The sequence below is a fragment of the Tissierella simiarum genome, from assembly GCF_018917865.1.
Classification (GTDB): Bacteria; Bacillota; Clostridia; order Tissierellales; family Tissierellaceae; genus Tissierella_C; species Tissierella_C simiarum.
In genome coordinates this window covers 20,976-42,450 of record NZ_JAHLPM010000020.1, presented here as the reverse complement: position 1 = coordinate 42,450, position 21,475 = coordinate 20,976, and the positions used below count along the sequence as shown (strand labels likewise).

Below are 21,475 nucleotides of genomic sequence, written 5' to 3'. Positions count from 1 at the left end.
AATATAATAGAAGAAAAATGAATAGAAATGTATTAGAATTGAGGACTTAGGTGAAAACTTTCAAGTCCTTTTTTAATAGAAAAATACATGGATTCCTACTTAGAGACGCAGCTTTGATTTTATCAAAAAGAACTTGACTAATGAGTCAATTCAACATATGGTATACTTATAGGGATTGACCAGTGAGTCAATATGGAGGTATCTATGGCGAGAGAGGTATTTAAAAAACTAGCAGAGGATAAAAAAAATACTATTATTAAAAGTGGAATATGTGAGTTTTCAAAAAAATCATATTCAGAAGCAAGTACAGATATAATAACCAGAAATTGTGGTATATCGAAAGGTATACTATTTTACTATTTCGGAAGTAAAAAAGAATTCTATTTTTATTGTTTGGAGAAGGCTCTGGAACGGCTTATTACAGAACTGCCAGAGCTGGAAGTAAATGATTTTTATGGGATTATATTCTCATTTATAGAAGAGAAATTCAACCTTTGCCGTGAATTTCCAGAAGAGATGCGGATTGTAAACATGGCAGCACGAGAGACGAATAGTCAGATTTCTGAGCGAAGGAATGAAGTACTCGCAAAGTATATGATAAAGGGTAAGGAAAAATCGGCAAAGGTAATGGGCAAGGCAGTGGCAGCGCTTAATTTAAAAGAAGAAGCTAATACTGAGAAAGTAACAGCGGCTCTTACCCTTTATATTGGGGCAATCATTAACAAATATTTAGAAATTTACAAAGAGATGCCAGGTCAGTTTTTTAAACAGTCAGAAGAAATAAAAGCAGAGATAAGAGCGTGTATGGATTTTATGTTATATGGTGTGGTGAAGGAGGAATCAGAATGAAGAAAATTGGTATTTTTGAAGCTATGATATTATGCAGGAAATATAAAAAAATGAATGAAGCAGAAAAGGTAAAAATACAAAAGGAACGACTTCATAAGATTGTAAGTTATGCAAGATAGAACAGCCCATATTACAAAGAGCTTTATAATAATATTGGTGATGAGTTCGAACTTTCTGAACTGCCACCAACAAATAAAAAGGAGTTAATGTCACATTTCGACGATTGGTCAACAGACCGTTCAATAAAACTTTTAGATATCAATGAATTTATGAAAGATCTTGACAATATTGGACGCAAATTCAACGAAGATTATCTTGTATTTACTACGAGTGGATCTACGGGCGATCCATTAGTAATGCTTTGTGATAGAAACACTAATAATATAATGGGTGGAATTAGTACAACAAGAGCTTTCGCCAGAAAACAAGACTTGAAAGCATTTTTGAAGGCTGGAAAAAAACAATTGGAGTATTTGCAACAGGTGGTTTCTATCTGGGAAATAGTTCAGTACGTTCAAGATTACTTGCGATGCCTTGGAAGAAAAAGCAGATGGATGTAACGAGTGCGCTGTTGCCAATATCACAGATAGTAGATGAACTGAATGCCTTTCAGCCTGCAATGCTTGGTGGGTATCCAACCATTTTGGAGCTCCTTATAGATGAACAGAAATGTGGGCGCCTTCGTATTAATCCTGTAATTATTATGACAGGTGGAGAGTATTTAAGTAATCATTTGCGTGAAAGACTCTCAGAAGTATTTCAATGTTATGTCCAGACGAATTATTCTTGTACCGAAGGAGGAACAATTGCGTGTGAATGTACAGAACAACATTTCCATATCAATGACGATTGGGTGATTATTGAACCTGTTGATAAGGATAATAAACCAGTTCCCGATGGTGTACAGTCTGATAAAATTCTACTTACGAATTTATATAATTATACACAGCCATTCATCCGGTATGAGGTTACTGATCGAGTGGTAATTCATCATGAACCTTGTGTATGTGGCAATGGATCTCCCTGGTTAACTATCGAGGGGCGTGTTGATGATATTGTCACGTTCTTGGAAGATGGTAAAGAAATAAAAATTGCTCCACTTGCCATATATGCAATATTAAAAGAAATCCATGAAATTCAAAGATTTCAGATCGTGGCTTATAAGGATAATAAAGTGGAATTAAGAATTAATCCTATCTACGGACATAGTAAAGAAGAAGTGTTTGAATCTGCCTGCATCGCTCTAATGATGTTCCTTGTCTCCCATGGTATTCATCATGTAGAGATTTCTTTATCTACGGAGGAGCCAAAACAGCATCCTAAAAGTGGTAAGTTTAAACATGTGATTAATGCTGGATAAAAACAGGCAATAAACAGTTTTTCAGTACCAATTGTGACAGGATAATAAAAAGATACACATTTGCCACCAAGGGGATAATATCAGTCTATGACATCATTATTGTACTCTCAAGGCACGTTGAAGTCGTAACACTGCTTGTGAAGTAGTAGAACGACTGAAGAAGCAGATGTACGTCTCATGTCAGGAATGTCCAAGAGCACGAAGTGTGATTGGAAAGATTCTACGACTGAGAGTATAATTCTGATGACGTATTGTGGTTTTGAAGAGAAGTAATAGGGTTTGACCGCAACATATAGTGTTTGAAGGACAAAGATTGGGTCGAAAATTGGAGAAAAAACACTGTTTTTTGACCCTTTAAAATAGGCAAAAATATAGATGACATTGAATAATTTGAGTGATGATAGATGATTATTGGGAAAATTAGGTTGATAAATGGATAGATGATTTATATACTATAGATGAACATTAGTATATAAATGTGAAACATATTTTTAAGTTATTGAGAGTAGAAATATGGATGGTGATGTATAAATGATAGTATTATATGTTTTATGCTTAATGCTAGTATTCTTTATGATTATATATTTTATAATTTGTAGTAATTTCAAAAAAGCAGCCTATAATAATAGACAAAAAAGAGATGTAATTATTGTACTTGGTTATCCAGCCAAAAAAGATGGAGGTATGTCACCAATTTTGCGAGAGCGAATAAGTAAAGCAGCAAAACTATATCATGAAGGAATTGCTGGAATAATTATTTGTACTGGCGGGGCTGTTGCTAACAACTATGTTGAGGCGGATGTCATGGCACAAGCTTTAATTGAATTAGGAGTTTCTGATTGCAGTATTATCCGTGAAAGGCTAGCAAAGAGTACATACGAAAATTTAGTAAATTCAAAGAAAATCATGCAGAATAAAGGACTAAAAACAGCAGTTATTGTTTCTTCACCTTGGCATTTAAGAAAAGCTAGCTCGTATGCGTATAGGCTTGAAATTGATCATTCAGTGGAAAAATCTAAGATTCCACATGAATACATGGTAGGAGTAGGTTTAATTTACTTATATATGTATACGCAGATGTTCATAAACCTTTTGCGCTATCATAGAGACAAACAAAAGAGTTAAGTTACCGTCTCTTAATGATGAATATTCTTTATAAAGTATGTAGTAATAGCATAACCTATGAGAGATCATGTAATTATAGTATATATTATGCGCTAAGATAATACTTTAAATTGTAATGAGCGGAGTCTTCAAATAAATAATTATTTGAGGGTTTTGTTGCTTACAATTTTGATATGAAAAATATTGAATATATTAGCAAGAATCAAGAGTGAATTATCAAAATGATTTTTATCTAGATGTATCAAGCGATATAGTATTAGACATGAAAAACTAAAAAATCGTAGAAGAAGCGATAGAAATTCAGAAAGATACCCAGCTGCCAAGGGGGTACTAGATGCTTACGACATTATTATTGTCACCTCAAGGCACGTAGAGAGTATAGTGTTGCTACAAAGACAATAAGGCTGGAAATCCTTAATTTCAAGCACTTTTACAAGCATATGGTATTTGTATCAAAGGGTGATAAAATCAGAAATAAGGAGTTAAGGAACCATATCAATGTTTCAGTAGTTATCGACCTAGAGTGTGGGAACACAACAGATTGTTCACGCAATTGAATTATCACGGGATGTTTTGATTGGTGATTATTCTACATTTAATGAATATTTTTGGTGGACAATTGGATATGCAGTTTTATCGTTAATTATTGCTATATTAGCTTTCATTAGGATCTGTAAAAGATGAGAAAAAAGGGAGGAGTTACTGATGTTATCTAAAGTAAATAAGAATTACATTTGGGCATATTTTATATCATTCTACGCTTTATGGTGTATTAGAGAATTATGGTTGGTTCAGTATTTAGATTTGATGGATTCTGTTCCTAGGGCTATAATATCAGCTACTATTAAAATGATTATTTGGGTTATTCCCGTTATCTTATTAGTTAAATTGGTAGAAAAAAGTAATCCGTCTTCTTATTTAGGATTACGCCATAACTTTGGGAAAGGCATAAAATGGGCAGGATGGATATCCTTAGTCTTTATAGCCTATTTTATCATTTTAAATCTTATAGTTTTAAAAAATGACATCGATTTTCATATAGGGTTTAATGAATGGCTTAATACCATTCTATTAGTTGGCATAATTGAAGAAATTGTTTTCAGGGGCTTTTTGTTAAGAAAATTTATGGAGTTATCTAGCTTCTGGAAAGCAAATACAATTACATCATTACTCTTTGTATCGATTCATTTTCCTATTTGGTTTTATAAAGGGTTGTTCGAATTTCCTTATATTATAAGTTCCATAGTAGTAGCTTTTGTTTTGAGTATTATATTTGGATTAATATATAAGAAAACTAACTCGCTTTGGTCAGTAATTATTATTCACTCTTTGTATAATTTATTAGTGTCACTCTTCTACTAAAGAAGGGGTATTTGAGCTGGATTTGATTTGATACGAAGGAGTCCCGCCCATTAGCGTGTAAATACCCTTCCTAGGGGGACGAATCGTAGATCAGGTTTAAAAACTTAATTGGTCATCTTATTTTGAAGATGATGGAAACAATTCCGGGACAAAATCCACAATCCACTTTCTCCATTACTGGAGCGATAAGTAATAAAATGCGTTTTGATCTTTTGAGCTTACAACATATTTCTTCACACACTAATACAACCTAAAAACCGTTGTTTGTTAGGAGTGCAAAAACTATATGGATAGTTAAAATATCAAACGGCGGTTTTGAAAATAAGAAAATTCAAAGCCGCCGTTTTTCTAAAAAAATAGAATTACGGAAGATGTATTAAGTTCGCCCTTTTTTTAGAACACGGTGGTATGAAGGAGGTTATCGCCGTGTTTATTTATGTTTACTCTGATTGGATTTCACACGACATATCGAGAAACGTCTTGAAGTGTTATGGGATTATTGTGGCTGTAATGTGCAAACACACAATTTCTAATAAAATATATCAACTTTTATGCCCAGCTAGCTTATGTTCAGTTGGGCTTTTTTTGTGTTTAATAAGATTTTTTTCAAAAAAATTGCTTCTATTTTCGGCATTTAGAAAAAACGCTTGTTGAGGGCTATGAAGGGGGAAATCATCACCCGCCTTTGCAGTTGCGAAGGGAGGCGAACAAATGGAACCTGCTCGTATCCAATGGCAAGTGCGATGTGCTTTTAATGGATTTTGCAAAAGGGTGTTGAAGAATGAAGCAATTAATGCCTATAACCAAAGGCGGCAACGACAGTCACGAGAAATGACTTTTTCCGATCTTACGCCAAAAGTAACCATAAAGAAGTGTATGATGCTTATAAGTCTGCAATTGATGCTTATACGCAAGGGCATTCTGGATCTTGTATTGAATCGTGTAGAACATGTATTGTAAGTCTATTTTCAAAATATAAGGGAACTGAAAATTTTGCAAAATGGATGCGGGGAGTTTATAATACAAGCGGAGATAATGCAACTGCAACAGTTACTGATTTAGATAAGGCACTTAAAGCAGACTTAGGAAAAGAAGACTTAGCAGATTTTTTCAATGAAAATAGAGAAGGCAAGCTGACAAAGACAAAAACAATTTATATGATTTACTCTATGATGTCGGATTACGGGACCCATAGGAATGAGAACATTATTGAATTGCCAACCATTCAAGATGCACTTTTTTGTTTAAGGTTAACAGATAATATTTTATTTTGGGTATATTCAAGAACAAACCATAATTTTAGTTAGTGAAAGGGTGAAAATAATGTCTGATGTAAAAATTGCATATGAACAGATTATAGACTTTATAGACAACCAAACAGAAAAAACATTATTGCTACGGGGCATTGCCGACAAGGAAAAACATCAATCTCTTCTCAAAGCATTAAATTCCATGGGAAACTTAAATTGAATCTAAAACAGTATATGATTTTGTAACGTGTTCTTGTGGCAGATGTAGTGTGGATGGAGGCAAAGAATATTTACGTCGGTTAGCAGAAGAAGATAGTTATATAGAACTATCAATAATTGAAAATAAGTAAAAGATAAAATTTTAGGGCGTAAGAGCTATATAGCTTTTACGTCTTTTTTATTTGAGTAAATCAAAGATTAGAATATAAGGAGGATTTATTTATGAAAAAGATTACGATTATTCCTGCGACAAACTCTTTGGAGAGTAACGGTAAATTAAAGGTAGCGGCATATTGTAGAGTGAGTACGGAGCGTGAAAGCCAGCGAAGCAGTATCGATCTTCAAATTAGGCATTATACAGAGTTAATTCAAAATAATCCAGAATGGGATTTTGTTGGTTTGTTTTATGACTATGAAAGCGGACTTAGAAAAGACAAACGTAATGGCTTAGATGCAATGTTAAAGAAAGCGTATAAAGGTGAAATTGATTATATAATTACCAAATCCATCAGTAGATTATCTAGAAATGTATTAGACATATTAATAATTATACGAGGATTAAAAGCGAGAGGCATAAATAAGCAAAATATTTGGGGGATTTGCCAAATAATACACAAAACCATGTTGAGAAATATTGGAATATGCTATAAAATGATAATAACAATGTTATTTATATCGTTATTATTTACTTGGGGCTATAATATGTCAATCGTTAATGAATTGTTAGGTATCACTAAGGGCGAAATAGAAAACCTTAATTCAGGTGAAGTGTTTTTATTAAGAGACTTATTCAAGGGTTATGAATGGAATAGGGTATCTCATAGCGATCGATTGGTTCTTAGCACCCTATTCATCAATTATATTAGGACAGATGACAGAAAAGTATATAAAAGGTTTATTGACCAGTTTGCTTGAGAAGCAGAAGTATGGATAGCAGGTATGCCAGATCATATGATACATTTGAATGGAGATAGATTTTTAGGACCGAGGTAGAGTTATAAATAATCCTTAGAAAGCTATTAAGTGGGTGAGTACATGGGAAATAAAGGTTTTATAGGAGAACTACAGAAAACATATAAACAAGGCAATATAGTACCTTTTATGGGTGCTGGTTTATCCATGCCTTATAGTGTGCCTGACTGGGGAAGCTTAATAAGAGAATGTGCATTATACATGGGTATTGAAGATATAGGAGGAACATCCTTTCTTCCTATGCTTAATCATAATTTGGACAGGCATGATTATTGGGAAGCTGTAAGAATAATCAAAAAATATTTAAATAGAACAGAGGAAGATATTCAACAATTTATAGTTAAGAAAATAAGTGATTGTATCCCTTCAAAGTTGGATGGAATTAAAAATAATTATGAGGATTTAGCTAAATATAATTTCAATATATATTTTACAACAAATTATGATCATATTGTTCAGAAATACATAAATACAAATTTTGTTCCGGTGAATTTAAAGGATGTAAAAACAAATATTCAAAGTCTTATGAATGATGTTACGATTAATAGAATTTTTCATTTACATGGTCATATTAGTGACAGTAGTAGTATAGTTATTAGCGAAGAAAAGTATAAAGAGTTATATAATAATGATGTATATAAAGCACTTTTTTCAGTTTTCTCAGGAGTTAAAACATTTCTATTCTTGGGGTTTTCATTTAATGATATATTTATACAAAACATTATTAAAGATAATAATGAATTTTTCAAATCAAAGCATTATATTATTATGGCAAATCCTACTCCAGAAAATATAACATATTTAAAACAAAACTATAATATTGAAACAATTGCATATGATCCTAACAGGTCATCCCATCAAGAGGAAATAGGTAAGATTCTTGATGAGATTTGTACTGCGTCAGATGATGAGTCAAGTAATTCATTAGATCAAGAAGAAATAGAAATACCAATAGATGAACTACCCAATAAAGAAGAAAAACAACAATTAGAAAAAAATTTATTTTGTAGAAAGCTTAGGATTGAAGTAATTGATGAAATAAAGGTAGATTATAGTAAAGAGTGTTTCTTCACTGCTGAACAATACTTTAGATGGCTTAAGAAATCGGGAATAAAAAACAATAAAAAATATGCAGATCATTTTTTGGCATTGTCTTATATGAAATATAAAGAATTGCTTATTTTAGAGTACGGAGAAGAAAAAGATAGTGGAAAGTTTTTAAAAGCAGTTCATAATTCATTAAAAAACTTAGAGTTTACAAAGCTTAAAAACATTATTAGCGATGATAATATGCCGAATGAAATAAACAAACAAGGGTTTATTCACATTTTAGCTGATGCTATAGGGGCAGAGAAAGAGGTCTGGTGGGGGGATAAGCGAATTGAAAAGGAGTAAATTACCAATAGATTTAAGATATCTATTTGAAAATAAATATATAGAATGTATGCAAATACTAGTTATATTGTTTTTGCTTAAGCAACGTAGAAAAGGAATAGATATTGATGAGATACTTTATTATTATACTATGCTTTCATTGACTACTGTTGATTCAAAAAACAATTATTATATTGATGAGACATATCTCCAGAATAACTATTTGACTTATGAAAAGATAATTAGAGATAATGTTATTATATTATCGAACCAGGAATTGGTAGAAATAAGGGTAGAACATTTAAAGAAAAGGAATGTAATGTATATCAAGATAACTGAAGCGGGAAAATCAGTGGTTTCAAATTTAGAGAATAATTACTATAAAAAAGAAATTGAAAAATGCCAAAATATAATAACAACTAGAAAATTTAGTGTAAAGAATCAAAGAAAGGTTTTGGTTAGAGATGAAAACTAGATTAAGATTGTTAAGACTTATTATTTCTGGAACAACCTATAAAAGAACATTAGATATTGATGAATCATTAATAATAATTAAGGGTGATGGATTTTCAGGAAAATCATTAGTATTAAATTTAATTGATTACTGTTTGGGTGGTAAACAGGAAGCAATAGATTTATCTGTACAAATGGAATTAGCAGAGTATTGCGATGAAGTGTTTTTGGAACTAAGAGCAGGAAATAAGATTTACACAGTTAATAGAAGCTTAAAAGTAAATAGAAATATTATAAATATTTATTTATGTAAATTTGATGAATATCATGAATATTCTCCATGGAAGAAAAAGGTTGAAGAAGCGAATGAGTTTTTTGCAGAACAATTTCAGATTCCACTACATTCAATTTTAAGAAAAAGACCTGGAAGCAACGATTTTAATCAAGAAAAGATATCATTTAGAGATTTTATGAGGTTTGTATTTATACGTCAAGGAGAACTTGGTACAAATCAGTTTTTACAAAATAATAATACTTTTGTATCTGGTAAAAATAAGGAAGTATTTAAAATTATAAATGATCTAGTGATAACTGACTTGGAAGAAATAAACAAAGAAATTCAGATCAAACAAAATGAACATAATAAACTAGACAAAATTAATAATGGTTTAGAAGAATACTTGTCGAATAGGGAATCTGAAAATTTAAACAAGTTAATCACTGTTAGGGATGAATACTCGGAAAATATAGATACTCTTAACAAGAATAAAAAAGAACTTCTTAATAGGAATAAAAATGATAATTCAAGAGTTTTTAGCAATTTAAAAAATGATATCAAAGAAATTGATGAGATAATTTTTGATAAGAATGAAAATATAAGAATTCTTGATTTTTCAATTAGGAACAAAGAAATATTGCTTCAAGACTACTTTAATGAGAGAGAAAAATTAGAAGCTACATTAGAAGCAATTAAAAAAATCAAAATATCAGAACATAGTGAAAGATGTCCTCTTTGCCATACTGTTGTTGAAGTTAAACAAGAAAACTGTGAAACTAATGAAGATATTGAGAAGGCCCTTAACCAAATTCAAGATAAAATTGAAACTTTACAAAATTTAATAAAGGTTGATAGTAAAAAGATAGTTATTGAAAGAAGTGACACTAGTAAAATTAGTGAAAAACGAAAAATTTATGTTACTGCGTTAAATGAATACAAGAAGAATATGGACACTCCTTATTTATCAGAAGTTGAGTCTATTAATTCTTTAATTAAGGATATAACAGAAGAAAGAAATAAAATTAATTCTTTTATTGATATCCATCATGAAATAGATAATAACGCGAGTAAAATAGTCCGTTTATCTGGTCAACTAGAAACACTAAATAAGAAGAAAAATGAATTGCTAAAATTACAAAAAAGAGAAGACGATATTCTTTCGGCATTAAATAAAAAATATAGAAAATTAATGTTGCGATTTAATTTCACAAGTATTCAACAAGATAAATGCTACATAAGTAAGGACAATTATTTGCCTTATTATAATGGAATTAGCGTACTAAAACATACCAGTGGCTGTCTATTACTATGTATGCAAATTGCTTATTTAGGTGCGATTTTAGAGTTAAATATAGAGGAGGAAAATAATTGTCATCCTGCTTTACTTATGTTGGATACCGTTAGTAATAACATCGGAACTAATACAGACTCTACTGATAGTATTGATCCAGAAACGTATGGTGAACTATTTAAATATCTAGTTGAAACCTCAAAAGATAATCAAGTTTTTATAATTGATAATACTCCTCCTAAAGTTATAGAGCCTAATAAAGAGTTTATTTTTAGAAGAGTAAATGATGGTGAATCATTATGTGGTTTAATTGATATGTCTAAAAACGAAATAAAGCCAGAAGATAAGTAGATTTTAAGTCTTTGGTAAATAACCTATTAAGAATATGATGTTTTAAGTGTTGTAAATTATAATTATTTAGATTGTCATAACTATTAGAATCAACTAAATGTCTGTATTTAGTAAAGAATAAGGTTCCTATAGTGATGAATTTATTATAGGTTAATTGTAATTAACCTACAAATATTTTAATAATACTATTAGTTTTAGTATGTTAAGGTCTATTTGGGAAAGTTGCTAACGGGAAAAAGAATAATTACTAAATACTTTTTAATTCATGTATTTAAAAATATCATAAGATATTTAACTAATAGAAGTAAAAGGAATTGTTTTATCTAAATTATCTTAATGAGGTAGTTATGAAGTTGATTTGCATGGAATAATTAATAATAGTGCATTTGGAGGTGGAAAAGATGTCTGATAACAACGGAAGAATTGGGGTAAGTAGAGTACAGTCACTGGTGTATGAAGAACTTATGTGGATATTCAGAGAGCAAGCCATAGATGATTATGGCATTGATGCACATATTGAAATACGAAATTCAGGACGTGCAACTGGACAATTAATTGCGGTACAAATCAAGTCAGGAGTAAGTTATTTTAGAGAAATAAAAGAAAATAGTATTGTTTTTAGGAGTGATGCACGTCATTTATCATATTGGATTAATCATTCTTTACCAGTGATCATAATACTATACAATCCTGATACCACCGAATGTATATGGGAATATATTAATATGGATACGGCTGTTAAAGTATCAGATACTAATTATAAAATATTGATATCTAGAGAAAATATTTTTAATGGAAATGCCAAAGTTAAATTAGAACAACTAACAAGTTACAGTGATCCGTCGACATATTTAATATCATCTGAGAAAAAAATGACGGATAATTCTACGGGAAATAAGGATATGTATATTGATGAAATTATCTTGAATAATGGTTATCAGTGTTATTACTCCTATGGCTTAGGGCTGGTGAGGATAGAAGCATATTTACCCGTAAGTATAGAGCAATCACTATCATGTTGTATAACTTTTCAACAGGCAGGCTTATCAGATTGTATGATTACTTTTGATGAGGATTTAATAGAAAATATATTATTCACTGACTGTGATAAAGGTCTTACTGAGGAACGAAAATTTATTACATATATAGATGATGATAAGGTAGGTATTGATTTTCCTAATAATAGATTTGTGATAGACGTAGAAACAGCACAACAACTATGTGAGATAATTAAAGGTTTACATAAATCATATTTAAAAAGAAAGCAAGAGTTGTATAGCATTATAGGAGCTAGTGACTTTAAAGAAGAAGGTAACGGGAAATTTAAAATAATAAGAGTACCTATAAATATTTGGATTGAAATGGTGGATTTTGCACAAGAACATGACCACTCTTATGGAAATACTAAATGGGATATATTCCATCCACTTAATCTATATAGAAAGGATCATATAATTATTTATAAAAATCACTTAGATAAGGTTAAGGCAGATGTTTTAGTAGAGCTATATGTCAGGGATATAAGTGGTAATTTTGTTGATATCGTTTGGAAAGCTGGAAATACGCCCCTAACAAGTAAAATGGATGGATTTGATAATTTAATAAAGTGGAAGGTTAATTATACACATGATTGGATTTTAAATGAATTTATCCCTTATATTTTTTATTTGAATATGCAAGATAAAAGAAATAATTTTGAGAAACTATTTAAAAATAGGATTAAATTTGAAGAGTTCAAAGATAAATTTAACTATTCATTATATAATATTGAGTCACTTGCTTATAAAAATAATGTAACACTATTATAGAGAATAAAGGTAATCAGACAAAAGATAGTAAGCTTAGAAAGCTTTGGAACTTAAGGTTATCTCCTAGTTGAAAATATAAGTGTACTTTTGTTCTTTTAGAGTGCTTTAAATTTTAAATTTTGATGGTTAGGGTTAAGGGACAAAATATATTAATTTGAAGTTTATATTAGAGAAGTGGCAATAATATGTGGTAAGCGTGCATTACTTATCTTGATATTGGATATCCCAATAACTTAGCCATGTATATATTACAGAATATTGTTAACAAGATTTAGCGTGATTATGATATGTACGGATTATGCAATAAAAACTAGTGGATTAGCATTAATAACGATTTAAAAGCAATTCATACTGAGAGGTTTTTCTAATTAGAAGAATTAAAATAATACATATTAATATAACATTTTAAAGTGTAATAAACAAAGCCTTCAAACAAATAAGTTAAATAAGTGTTTGAGGGTTTTATTGCTTACAATTTTGATACAAAGTATATTAGAATGTATTGGTAAAAATAAGGTATCAGATTACCAAGGTAATTCTGGTTTATATTTAGCAAGTAATAAGTAATAGATATTAAAACTTTGAAATGTTCGTTGAAGAAACGCTAGAACTTACGGAAAATATCCTTTAACCAAGGGGTATTAGTTACCTATGACATCATTGGATAGGTTACAATAAACTAGACAATAAAAATAAGGTCATGTAAACTAATAGTAGAAAAAGGAAAAAGTTTATGTAATAAAAAGAGAAAGAAGAACCTATGCCGAAGAATTCAAAGAACAAATGGTAAAACTATATGAAAGTGGTAAGCCTAAGAAAGATGTTATGGTGGAATATGACTTAACAATTACAATTACTACATTTAATATTTGGATAAAAAGAAGCCAAACAACTGACCTTTTAAAGAAAAAGATTATCGTTCTCCAGAAGAAAATGAATTAATAAAGTTAAGAAAAGAAAAAAATCAACAGTACAAAATGGAGATGGACATCTATATATTCTAATCAAATTAACTAAAGGAGAGGCCTATGAAAATAGATAATAAGGTTGTGAAAGCATTAAGAGTAATAGGACAAGTTTTTATTGTATTATTTATAGCATTAAGTTTTTTTGATTTATATAAATATAATACTGCCTATAAGTATGGTTCTGCACCATTTTATTTATATGTATTGGTAAGGGCAGTTGAATTTTTGATTCCTAGCCTAATTTGTTTTATAATTGCTAGGTTCTTTAAAAAGGAAAAGGTATAAAATGGAAGGAGTGTTATTTAAATCATAATGAACAAAGCCTTCAAATAAAGAGTCATTTGAGGGTTTGGTTGATTACAATTTCAAAAGAATTATAAAATATAAAGCTAGATCAAACTATATGAAAAATATCTATGGAGAATATAGACCGGCTAATTACGTCTATCATTTTATAGTTTCAAAAAATATATATGGCTTATTTTTAGAAATATACCTCGCCACCAAGGGGGTACTAGCTACCTATGACATCATTATTGTACTCTCAAGGCACGTTGAAGTCGTAACACTGCTTGTGAAGTAGTAGAACGACTGAAGAAGCAGATGTACGTCTCATGTCAGGAATGTCCAAGAGCACGAAGTGTGATTGGAAAGATTCTACGACTGAGAGTATAATTCTGATGACGTATTGTGGTGGTAAGGAGAAAAAATAGGTTTCGACCACAACATATAGTGGTTTGAAGACGAAATTTGGGTCAAAAAACGGTGAAAAGACACCGTTTTTTGACCCTTAAAAATAGACGAAAAAATAGATGACATTGGATAATTTGAGTGATGACAGCGGAAATATTGAAAAGTAGAGTTGTAAAAAAGGTATGGTTGGTTGATAGACTAGCAGATGAATTATACAATATAATGTACATAAGTTGAACAATGTGACATATAAAAAATGTGAAATAATTTAATAAATAGTAATTTTAGGAGGTATTAGATAATGGAATTATGGGATGCATATAGAGAAGATGGAACACTTGCGGATTGCAATTTAGTTAGGGGTGAGGTAATCCCTGATGGTTTATTTCATTTGGTAAGTGAAATAATAGTTAGGCATGAAGATGGTATGTTTCTACTTATGCAAAGAGATTTAATAAAGCCAAATTTTCCAGGTTTGTATGTAGCAAGTGCAGGTGGTAGTGCAGTGGTAGGCGAGAGACCTTATGATACTGCAATCAGGGAACTCAGGGAAGAAACAGGTATTGAAGCACCAAAATTAGAGCAGATATACAGATGTATGAGCAAGGATACTATATATTATGGCTATATATGTAAAACTAACTGTAATAAAGATTCAATTACGCTTCAAGAAGGTGAAACAATATCCTATTTGTGGCTGACAAAAGAAGAATTCTTTAAGTTTATTGAATCAGACAAGTATATGCAAAGTCATAAAGAAAGAATGAGTGAATATTTAGATACAATTAGGTAAATTCTAATTTGAAAGAGGCGTATGATATGAAAAAAGATACAAATAAATATTTAACAATGGGTATACCACTTGGATTGTGCTTTGGTGTTTGTATAGGAATTATTATAAGCATTATCATGAATTTGGATAACTTTATATTCTGTATAGCTTTAGGGGCTGGACTAGGAATGCTTATTGGTATCATAGTTGGTTCTATTTTAGATAGTAACAACAAAAGATAAAGCGATTTACAAATTCCAATTTGTTTTATAAAATTATGAGAATCTCTCTTATCATTAATACAGAAAACAAATACATTAATATGTAAAAACCTTGATGCATTTATTTAATATAACTCCAAAACTATATACAGAAAATAGAAGAGGCGAAGTCTTCGGTCAACTAATGATCGAAAGGCTTCGTCTCTTTTTTATTTGCATAAAGGAGATTCCATGAAGAGAATATTAATATTATTGATAACATTTCTAATGGTATTTAACTTAATGATATCTATTTCTGTTCTTGCAGTTGGAGATGGAAACATAGATTCAGGCGGTGGAGGAATGGGAAGTGGTACAAGTGACAATAAATGGTCACCTGGATATGATGGAGTGAGAGTGACTGTAGTTCGTGCAAGTGATCATTCAGTGGTGACTGTACCTATTGATTTAACTAATAAACAACCTCCATCAACTATGTTTCATTTTGGAAAGGTATCTAAGATTCAGTATAACAGTGGCAGAAACTTATCACCTGTCCAAGGGGCATATTCTTTTATAAATCCTTCACAGTCCATCTCTAAAATAGTAAGTACAGATGGGAAAAATAATATTGAGGCTATAAAAAGCTATTTTACAGATGAGCAGGTTATTCGTTCAATTGTATCTCGTACAGGAATGGATTATGATATATTAATTGGTGGAGATTATAAATTACTCCTAGAACCTATGGCATATTATACATTTCAAGGGGTTATGGTTGTTACAACAGCAACGGAAGCTGCCATGTATGATGAACAGGTAAATGGATTATTGAGAAGTAAGATGGTGTCCTTATCTCATAAGAACTTGCCCCTTGCTATGTTTTTAGAGATAGGAGATTTGGGATACCCTGCATGGGGTGGTAGTACATCAACTCCAGCATCAAATGCAGATATAAAATCTTCTTTTGGGCTTGGAATTGTTCGCTTTACAGAAAAACCAGAAGAACCAATCGTTAGCACATATGATTATGAATATAGAGTAAATACTGAAGTAATCACATCAGTAATGATAAGTGGAGGACAATCTGACCTTGATAATCCAACCTATGTGAGTTTTGACATTGATGGAAGAACCTATAATGTAAGTAATGTTTATTATCCAAGAGGAGATTCACAACTTGTATGGGTAAAATGGACAACGCCAAATACAGAGCAGAATATGACTATTAATGTAACTGTTCATGGTCCTGGAAGTACAACTAAATCAACTATTAATGTAAAGATTGTTGATCTAGATAAAAACCCACCACCAAATCCTGTAGCAGATGATAGAAATGACTCGTTTTCCTATGCTCCTGTTCCAAATAGAGTGCAGAAAACAATAGCCAACTGGAGTATATGGATTCCTTGGTGGCAGGAATATTGGGTATGGCATAGTACAGGTGAGGACTCAGGGGATTGGTGTGATCATGGGTGGTGGGAATTTGACCTTGACCAATATAGTGCAAGACTTTCTGCTGACATGAGAATTACAAATGATAGTAAGAACCCTACTGGAAGTGGAAGTATTTTTAAAAGTGAATATGGCATTAATCAATTAGTAACATGCAATGTGAGTAGTAATCAAAGTTCTGCAATTACCTATCCTCAAAATGCTGTTTCTTACTTCCCAGAATTTCAATATGAAACCTATTGGAGGTTGTTAGATCGCACACCTAGTGGTTCAAGTCCGAAATTTGAATTTAAGAAAAATAAGTATTCCACATATAAGAATCGTACACATTTTACTCCTATATGGATGCCAGATGGAGCATATATGGTGAATACTTGGCTTATAGATGCATGGACTCCTGATGGGATGCTTTCTATTAATCTTACAGACTCACTCACCATAAAGGGAAATCTATGGCAAGATTGGCATATTGCTCCCCTAAAACCTTAAATACAGAAAAAGAAAGGTGGTTTTTATGAAGTTATATAAGAAAGATGTATTAGCTATCAGCATAATATTAATGATTACTTTATTATTTAGTATAACATCTTTTGCAGCAGGTTCAGGAGATGTAGCGGGTGCAATCGAAGGTATCTGGGGAGATGCATCTAAACAGATTAAGACAGTAGTAAATAAAGTAGTATTCCCAGCAATAGATCTTATTCTAGCAGTGTTTTTCTTTGCTAAACTTTGGATGGCTTACTTTGACTATAGAAAACATGGGCAGTTTGAGTGGGCAGCACCTGCAATTCTGTTTGCGTGTTTAGTGTTTACTTTGACTGCACCAGCATATATTTGGGCGATACTTGGATTATAACAAACGAGAGCCACTACACCATGTAAAGATGTAGTGGCTCAACTTGGATGTTAGTAAGATTGGTGTGCACGGATTAAATATCAATCTTGTTCTAATCTGCGTGATCTGTTTTTGCTTTCTTTTCCTATAAAAAACAAGCTCAAAAGTAAGGTAAGCACTTCTGTAATTGGTGCGACAAGCCATACTCCTGTCATACCGAACAGCGGTGGCAAGGTAAAAATACAAATCAGCAGAATGACTAAACCTCGTGCAGAAGATATGATGGCTGACTCTTTTGCTCTGCCAATCGAGGTAAAGTAAAAAGAGGAAATTGTATTAATTCCTGAAAACAGAAACGAAACGGCATAGATTATTCCCCCCGAATGCACCATCTGCTCCACGACTTCGCTTTTAACGAACAAACTACTGTACCACCCGGAACCAACTAACACGAGGGAAAGCACCACTACCCCCGAAATCAGCACCATGAAGTTGGTTATCTTACGCAGGCTTGTTGCAAGCAAATGTTCATTTGCACCATAAGCAAAGCTGATGAGTGGGCTTGCACCCTGTCCGAAACCGATAATTACCATGCTAAAGATATAGGCAATATAACCCACGATGGTAAATGCAGTCACACCGTCTATGCCGATATTTTTTAGTATCACATAGTTATAGGCAAACATAGAAATACTCAGCGACATTTCACCGATAAATTCCGAACTGCCATTGAGGAGTGTGTTGCCCAGCACCTCCCCCGAAAAATCAAATCTACGAAATTTATACACGCTTGACTTTTTGATGAAAAAGTAAAGAATGCACAATAGGGTAACAATACCTGCAAGCAAGGAGGCAATAGCAATACCCTTTATACCCCAGCTAAACCAGCGGACAAACAAATAGTCAAGCAGAATATTGAGCAACACATTTAAAATGTTGACCTGCATAAAATACTGTGGCTTACCCTCTCCTCTGATAAACATACCAAAGGATGCGTTTATCACCATAATCGGAAGCTCCAGAAGCATAATGCCGTAATAGTCCTTGAAAGATCCCGCCACCTGTGCATCAGCATTTAAGATATGAAGCATAGGGTCAAGACAGAGCCACATGATGACGCTGAGCAGGACGGCCGAAACCATTGCCGTACACATGGTCTGATTAAAAACACTGTTGCACTTTTTGATATTTCCACCGCCAAGGGCCATTCCGGCGATTGCCACGCCGCCTACCGACACCATGAGTCCCACTGCAAGGTATAAATAGACAATCGGCAGCCCTAAGTTAACCGCAGCAAGACCTTCTTTTCCCACATAGTTTCCGATAAAAAAACCATCGGTAACCGTAATCAGCGAGGTCAGCATCATTGCAATAATCGATGGAATCGAAAATTGCAAAATTGTTTTGATTTTGTTGTTTTGAATGCTCTCTAAATTCATTTTCATTTCCTCCCTATATCCATTGTTCATACCATAAAGGATAAAGGAAAGAAAAGAAAAATACTTCTGTTTTTGTGCTTTATTTGATTGGAATACAAAGATCAATTTCCATATACATGGAATCACAGTCTATCTTTCTGTAAATTTCAAAGCCATAGCGATCATCAATTTCACTGTTACTCTGTGGCAACCACACATTGAAAATGCTTTGGTAAGAAGTGTATATCTGTTTTACCAAACCTTTGAAGTGATAAATAGCGAATTTTCCACCTTTTAGCATATAGGTATTTTCAAGTTTACAGCCTTCTGGGACAGTCATGCAGATGTCATATAGACATTTGTCTATATTGGTAATGGACGGGTCATCATAGGTACGCTCAAGAAGCAATGTTAACTCGGTGATATATTCCTTATATTTTTCTTGAAATGCTCCCCAATGAACCGATAAGTCCCCATAATTTCCTTTATGCCGCTCATATATAACAGGACAATCCTCAAGAACTTCTATGGAGATTTTTTTGTTGCACTCCTCAAATGACTCTAACCCTATATCAGCATCACTAAATATTGGGTTTGCTAAAGATTTTTGCGTAATATTACGCCGAAATTCGCTTGGAGATAAATTGTGATGTTGCTTAAAAGCAGAGCTGTAGTTCGATGAGCTGTAACCGTAATCACAGCTGATATCGGTGATACTTCTAGTTTTCTCAACCTTTAAGCGAAACGCACTTTGCTCCATTTTCACTCGTTTGATAAATTCATAGATGCTTTCTCCAGTTTCCATTTTAAATATTCTGGAAAAGTAATATCTTGAAAAATTGCAATGAGAGGCAATCTCATCAACAGATATATTTTCATTGATATGATTTAAGATATAGTCTATTGCACGATTTATATATTCATTGGTTATCATTTTTCCTCCCTTTATTTTTGAAACACAGTTATTTGTAAATGGGTATATCAATGAATTCATAGAGCTCAATTACCCCTGAATAGTATTTAGTAATTTTACCATAGTAAAGACTTTACTTCAACTTTTAAATATGAACAAACAGCAGGTTTAAGCAATTGGTGAGCGAATTTTCGCTCACCGTCCTTTTGCAAGGATACTTTGGACAATATTAGGAATGTAGAGTTATAATAGTTATACCAAGTTGTCTTAATACAGCTAACTTGGTATAATTATTTAAATCAAAATTTTAATTTCAGAGATTATGCAGAAAAAAGAATAATATTATGTTAAATTTGAAGGATAGAAATTTTATTTAAAATAAGATTGAAAAACTAAAAAAAGAGGTGATTTAATGATATATGTGTCTATTGATACAAACGTATATGTTAACTTACTTACAGAAGTGATGGCAAATGATAATGTAGAAGAAAATGATACACCTAGTCAACTAGAAGACTTAAATCTTCTATGTAAACAAGGTGTTGTAACATTATTAATTCCAGAGGTTGTAAAATTAGAACTCCAAAAATCTAATAGTAAATTGGAAGAGGATTACAAAAGAGAGTATTCTAAATTAGTTGATTATATTGATAAATATTCTGAAAGTTCGTGGAGCGAAATACGTGGCGTAAAAAAGAAAATTATAGATTTGATTGAAGAGGAACAAGATAATAAAGTTTATTACTGGGAAGAAGAATATGCTAAATTAATGAACTTTTTTGGAAATGAGTATATTCAACATATAGAGTTAACCCCTGATGCAAAATGTTAACTTTGATGTTGAACTTCCAAAGAGAGAAATAGAAACGAAATGGAGTGAATTTGAACAAAAATATCCAGATTGGGATCTTAAAAATGATGAGGTTAGAAAAGAATATATTAGTATTGAAAAAGATATTGATCTAATGATTAATAAATTATTTGAAAGTAAATTACAAGATTTACCTAAAGAGATAATAGATATAAGGAAAAGAGTGTTAGATGAAATAGAAACTATATTATTAAAATGTAGGAATATGATTTCATGGGGTGATAGAAGTGAATCAAAGTTGTATCTATGGTTAAATAGTAGATACGAAATAAACTTATATTCTTCAAAGTTAAGTGATTTATTTTTAATTCGAGATAACATTCAAGAATACTTAAAGGTTCATGAAAAAATGGATAAAGAAATATTAGAAGATTATGATTGGAAAAAATGTAGCAAATGTGAGAAAACATTTGTTTATCAAGTAGATTATACGGATATACAAGGAGATAAAAATACAAAAGATATAATCTGCCCATATTGTAGAACAATAAATGGTTCAATCATTACTGATGGTTTAATAAATATTTATAGGTCAGAAGAGTTATTGTTTATATAGCTCTTTGGGTAAGCTCATATAAGAAGATTAAGTAGAAAACTTGACTAGGTTAATTACACTGGCACATAGCATAAAAACTATGTGTCTTTTTTGTTTTGAAAGT

The 21,475-nt window shown here is 31.7% G+C and carries 24 protein-coding genes; 22 read left to right on the top strand and 2 right to left on the bottom strand.

Annotated elements, in window-relative coordinates:
- Window positions 1–204 precede the first annotated feature (204 nt).
- The 20 genes from KQI42_RS17815 to KQI42_RS17730 all read left to right on the top strand — a co-directional run bounded on the left by KQI42_RS17815 (window position 205) and on the right by KQI42_RS17730 (window position 17,635).
- Window positions 205–849, top strand: a complete 645-nt coding sequence (locus tag KQI42_RS17815; protein WP_216521730.1) for a TetR/AcrR family transcriptional regulator — start codon at window positions 205–207, stop codon at window positions 847–849.
- Window positions 846–968, top strand: a complete 123-nt coding sequence (locus tag KQI42_RS21530) for a hypothetical protein (RefSeq protein ID WP_281420509.1) — start codon at window positions 846–848, stop codon at window positions 966–968. The genes KQI42_RS17815 and KQI42_RS21530 overlap by 4 nt, the downstream gene beginning before the upstream one ends.
- Window positions 969–1,118: 150 nt before the next feature.
- On the top strand, window positions 1,119–1,409 hold the full coding sequence (locus tag KQI42_RS17810) for a hypothetical protein (RefSeq protein ID WP_216521728.1): 291 nt from the start codon (window positions 1,119–1,121) through the stop codon (window positions 1,407–1,409).
- Window positions 1,400–2,209 carry a hypothetical protein gene (locus KQI42_RS17805; RefSeq protein WP_216521726.1) on the top strand — a complete coding sequence of 270 codons (810 nt, stop codon included), beginning with the start codon at window positions 1,400–1,402 and terminating at the stop codon, window positions 2,207–2,209. The genes KQI42_RS17810 and KQI42_RS17805 overlap by 10 nt, the downstream gene beginning before the upstream one ends.
- A 531-nt stretch (window positions 2,210–2,740) precedes the next feature.
- On the top strand, window positions 2,741–3,334 hold the full coding sequence (locus tag KQI42_RS17800; RefSeq protein WP_216521724.1) for a YdcF family protein: 594 nt from the start codon (window positions 2,741–2,743) through the stop codon (window positions 3,332–3,334).
- Window positions 3,335–4,039: 705 nt separating this feature from the next.
- Entirely contained in the window at window positions 4,040–4,696 is a 657-nt protein-coding gene (locus KQI42_RS17795; protein ID WP_042683003.1) for a CPBP family intramembrane glutamic endopeptidase, read from the top strand.
- 872 nt (window positions 4,697–5,568) lie between these two features.
- Window positions 5,569–6,003: a hypothetical protein gene (locus tag KQI42_RS17790; RefSeq protein ID WP_246566722.1), complete on the top strand. Its 435-nt coding sequence runs from the start codon at window positions 5,569–5,571 to the stop codon at window positions 6,001–6,003.
- Window positions 6,004–6,010: 7 nt separating this feature from the next.
- Window positions 6,011–6,166 (top strand): hypothetical protein, encoded by a 156-nt coding sequence (locus tag KQI42_RS17785; RefSeq protein WP_216521774.1) that lies wholly within the window; start codon window positions 6,011–6,013, stop codon window positions 6,164–6,166.
- A gap of 49 nt (window positions 6,167–6,215) precedes the next feature.
- Window positions 6,216–6,296: a DUF7695 domain-containing protein gene (locus KQI42_RS21900; RefSeq protein WP_425519803.1), complete on the top strand. Its 81-nt coding sequence runs from the start codon at window positions 6,216–6,218 to the stop codon at window positions 6,294–6,296.
- A 91-nt stretch (window positions 6,297–6,387) separates the two neighbouring features.
- Entirely contained in the window at window positions 6,388–7,080 is a 693-nt protein-coding gene (locus KQI42_RS17780; RefSeq protein ID WP_216521722.1) for a recombinase family protein, read from the top strand.
- A 120-nt stretch (window positions 7,081–7,200) separates the two neighbouring features.
- Window positions 7,201–8,532: an SIR2 family NAD-dependent protein deacylase gene (locus KQI42_RS17775; protein ID WP_216521720.1), complete on the top strand. Its 1,332-nt coding sequence runs from the start codon at window positions 7,201–7,203 to the stop codon at window positions 8,530–8,532.
- On the top strand, window positions 8,519–8,986 hold the full coding sequence (locus KQI42_RS17770) for a hypothetical protein (protein WP_216521718.1): 468 nt from the start codon (window positions 8,519–8,521) through the stop codon (window positions 8,984–8,986). Before KQI42_RS17775 ends, KQI42_RS17770 begins: the two co-directional genes overlap by 14 nt.
- The gene (locus KQI42_RS17765; RefSeq protein ID WP_216521716.1) at window positions 8,976–10,883 is read left to right on the top strand and encodes a coiled-coil domain-containing protein; all 1,908 of its coding nucleotides are present in this window, start codon (window positions 8,976–8,978) and stop codon (window positions 10,881–10,883) included. The genes KQI42_RS17770 and KQI42_RS17765 overlap by 11 nt, the downstream gene beginning before the upstream one ends.
- A 401-nt stretch (window positions 10,884–11,284) precedes the next feature.
- The gene (locus KQI42_RS17760) at window positions 11,285–12,691 is read left to right on the top strand and encodes a DUF4365 domain-containing protein (protein WP_216521714.1); all 1,407 of its coding nucleotides are present in this window, start codon (window positions 11,285–11,287) and stop codon (window positions 12,689–12,691) included.
- Between the two features lie 783 nt (window positions 12,692–13,474).
- Window positions 13,475–13,633 carry a hypothetical protein gene (locus KQI42_RS17755; protein ID WP_216521712.1) on the top strand — a complete coding sequence of 53 codons (159 nt, stop codon included), beginning with the start codon at window positions 13,475–13,477 and terminating at the stop codon, window positions 13,631–13,633.
- Between the two features lie 86 nt (window positions 13,634–13,719).
- A complete protein-coding gene (locus KQI42_RS17750) occupies window positions 13,720–13,944 on the top strand; it encodes a hypothetical protein (protein ID WP_216521710.1) in 225 nt (74 codons plus the stop codon).
- A 709-nt stretch (window positions 13,945–14,653) separates the two neighbouring features.
- The gene (locus tag KQI42_RS17745) at window positions 14,654–15,145 is read left to right on the top strand and encodes an NUDIX hydrolase (protein WP_216521709.1); all 492 of its coding nucleotides are present in this window, start codon (window positions 14,654–14,656) and stop codon (window positions 15,143–15,145) included.
- 26 nt (window positions 15,146–15,171) lie between these two features.
- On the top strand, window positions 15,172–15,366 hold the full coding sequence (locus KQI42_RS17740; protein WP_216521707.1) for a hypothetical protein: 195 nt from the start codon (window positions 15,172–15,174) through the stop codon (window positions 15,364–15,366).
- Window positions 15,367–15,576: 210 nt separating this feature from the next.
- Window positions 15,577–17,268, top strand: a complete 1,692-nt coding sequence (locus KQI42_RS17735; RefSeq protein WP_216521706.1) for a DUF8193 domain-containing protein — start codon at window positions 15,577–15,579, stop codon at window positions 17,266–17,268.
- Window positions 17,269–17,293: 25 nt separating this feature from the next.
- Window positions 17,294–17,635 carry a DUF3852 domain-containing protein gene (locus KQI42_RS17730; protein WP_216521705.1) on the top strand — a complete coding sequence of 114 codons (342 nt, stop codon included), beginning with the start codon at window positions 17,294–17,296 and terminating at the stop codon, window positions 17,633–17,635.
- 80 nt (window positions 17,636–17,715) lie between these two features.
- Here KQI42_RS17730 and KQI42_RS17725 read toward each other — a convergent pair whose 3' ends face one another.
- Together KQI42_RS17725 and KQI42_RS17720 are read right to left on the bottom strand one after the other, a co-directional pair.
- Complete coding sequence (locus KQI42_RS17725) at window positions 17,716–19,053, bottom strand: MATE family efflux transporter (protein ID WP_216521704.1); 1,338 nt, start codon at window positions 19,051–19,053, stop codon at window positions 17,716–17,718.
- Window positions 19,054–19,132: 79 nt separating this feature from the next.
- Window positions 19,133–19,966, bottom strand: a complete 834-nt coding sequence (locus KQI42_RS17720; protein ID WP_216521703.1) for an AraC family transcriptional regulator — start codon at window positions 19,964–19,966, stop codon at window positions 19,133–19,135.
- Window positions 19,967–20,357: 391 nt separating this feature from the next.
- Between KQI42_RS17720 and KQI42_RS17715 the strand changes: the two genes are divergently transcribed.
- Window positions 20,358–20,777 (top strand): hypothetical protein, encoded by a 420-nt coding sequence (locus KQI42_RS17715; RefSeq protein ID WP_216521702.1) that lies wholly within the window; start codon window positions 20,358–20,360, stop codon window positions 20,775–20,777.
- Window positions 20,764–21,372, top strand: coding sequence for a hypothetical protein (locus KQI42_RS17710; protein ID WP_216521701.1), 609 nt, complete (start codon window positions 20,764–20,766; stop codon window positions 21,370–21,372). The genes KQI42_RS17715 and KQI42_RS17710 overlap by 14 nt, the downstream gene beginning before the upstream one ends.
- The last annotated feature ends 103 nt before the right edge of the window (window positions 21,373–21,475 follow it).

What these genes read in the sequence shown, in the direction of transcription:
- KQI42_RS17815 (WP_216521730.1), top strand. Translation starts at nt 205, where the DNA reads ATGGCGAGAGAGGTATTTAAAAAACTAGCAGAGGATAAAAAAAATACT.
- KQI42_RS21530 (WP_281420509.1), top strand. Translation starts at nt 846, where the DNA reads ATGAAGAAAATTGGTATTTTTGAAGCTATGATATTATGCAGGAAATAT.
- KQI42_RS17810 (WP_216521728.1), top strand. Translation starts at nt 1,119, where the DNA reads ATGAAAGATCTTGACAATATTGGACGCAAATTCAACGAAGATTATCTT.
- KQI42_RS17805 (WP_216521726.1), top strand. Translation starts at nt 1,400, where the DNA reads ATGGATGTAACGAGTGCGCTGTTGCCAATATCACAGATAGTAGATGAA.
- KQI42_RS17800 (WP_216521724.1), top strand. Translation starts at nt 2,741, where the DNA reads ATGATAGTATTATATGTTTTATGCTTAATGCTAGTATTCTTTATGATT.
- KQI42_RS17795 (WP_042683003.1), top strand. Translation starts at nt 4,040, where the DNA reads ATGTTATCTAAAGTAAATAAGAATTACATTTGGGCATATTTTATATCA.
- KQI42_RS17780 (WP_216521722.1), top strand. Translation starts at nt 6,388, where the DNA reads ATGAAAAAGATTACGATTATTCCTGCGACAAACTCTTTGGAGAGTAAC.
- KQI42_RS17775 (WP_216521720.1), top strand. Translation starts at nt 7,201, where the DNA reads ATGGGAAATAAAGGTTTTATAGGAGAACTACAGAAAACATATAAACAA.
- KQI42_RS17765 (WP_216521716.1), top strand. Translation starts at nt 8,976, where the DNA reads ATGAAAACTAGATTAAGATTGTTAAGACTTATTATTTCTGGAACAACC.
- KQI42_RS17760 (WP_216521714.1), top strand. Translation starts at nt 11,285, where the DNA reads ATGTCTGATAACAACGGAAGAATTGGGGTAAGTAGAGTACAGTCACTG.
- KQI42_RS17755 (WP_216521712.1), top strand. Translation starts at nt 13,475, where the DNA reads ATGGTAAAACTATATGAAAGTGGTAAGCCTAAGAAAGATGTTATGGTG.
- KQI42_RS17750 (WP_216521710.1), top strand. Translation starts at nt 13,720, where the DNA reads ATGAAAATAGATAATAAGGTTGTGAAAGCATTAAGAGTAATAGGACAA.
- KQI42_RS17745 (WP_216521709.1), top strand. Translation starts at nt 14,654, where the DNA reads ATGGAATTATGGGATGCATATAGAGAAGATGGAACACTTGCGGATTGC.
- KQI42_RS17740 (WP_216521707.1), top strand. Translation starts at nt 15,172, where the DNA reads ATGAAAAAAGATACAAATAAATATTTAACAATGGGTATACCACTTGGA.
- KQI42_RS17735 (WP_216521706.1), top strand. Translation starts at nt 15,577, where the DNA reads ATGAAGAGAATATTAATATTATTGATAACATTTCTAATGGTATTTAAC.
- KQI42_RS17730 (WP_216521705.1), top strand. Translation starts at nt 17,294, where the DNA reads ATGAAGTTATATAAGAAAGATGTATTAGCTATCAGCATAATATTAATG.
- KQI42_RS17725 (WP_216521704.1), bottom strand. Translation starts at nt 19,053, where the DNA reads ATGAATTTAGAGAGCATTCAAAACAACAAAATCAAAACAATTTTGCAA.
- KQI42_RS17720 (WP_216521703.1), bottom strand. Translation starts at nt 19,966, where the DNA reads ATGATAACCAATGAATATATAAATCGTGCAATAGACTATATCTTAAAT.
- KQI42_RS17715 (WP_216521702.1), top strand. Translation starts at nt 20,358, where the DNA reads ATGATATATGTGTCTATTGATACAAACGTATATGTTAACTTACTTACA.
- KQI42_RS17710 (WP_216521701.1), top strand. Translation starts at nt 20,764, where the DNA reads ATGCAAAATGTTAACTTTGATGTTGAACTTCCAAAGAGAGAAATAGAA.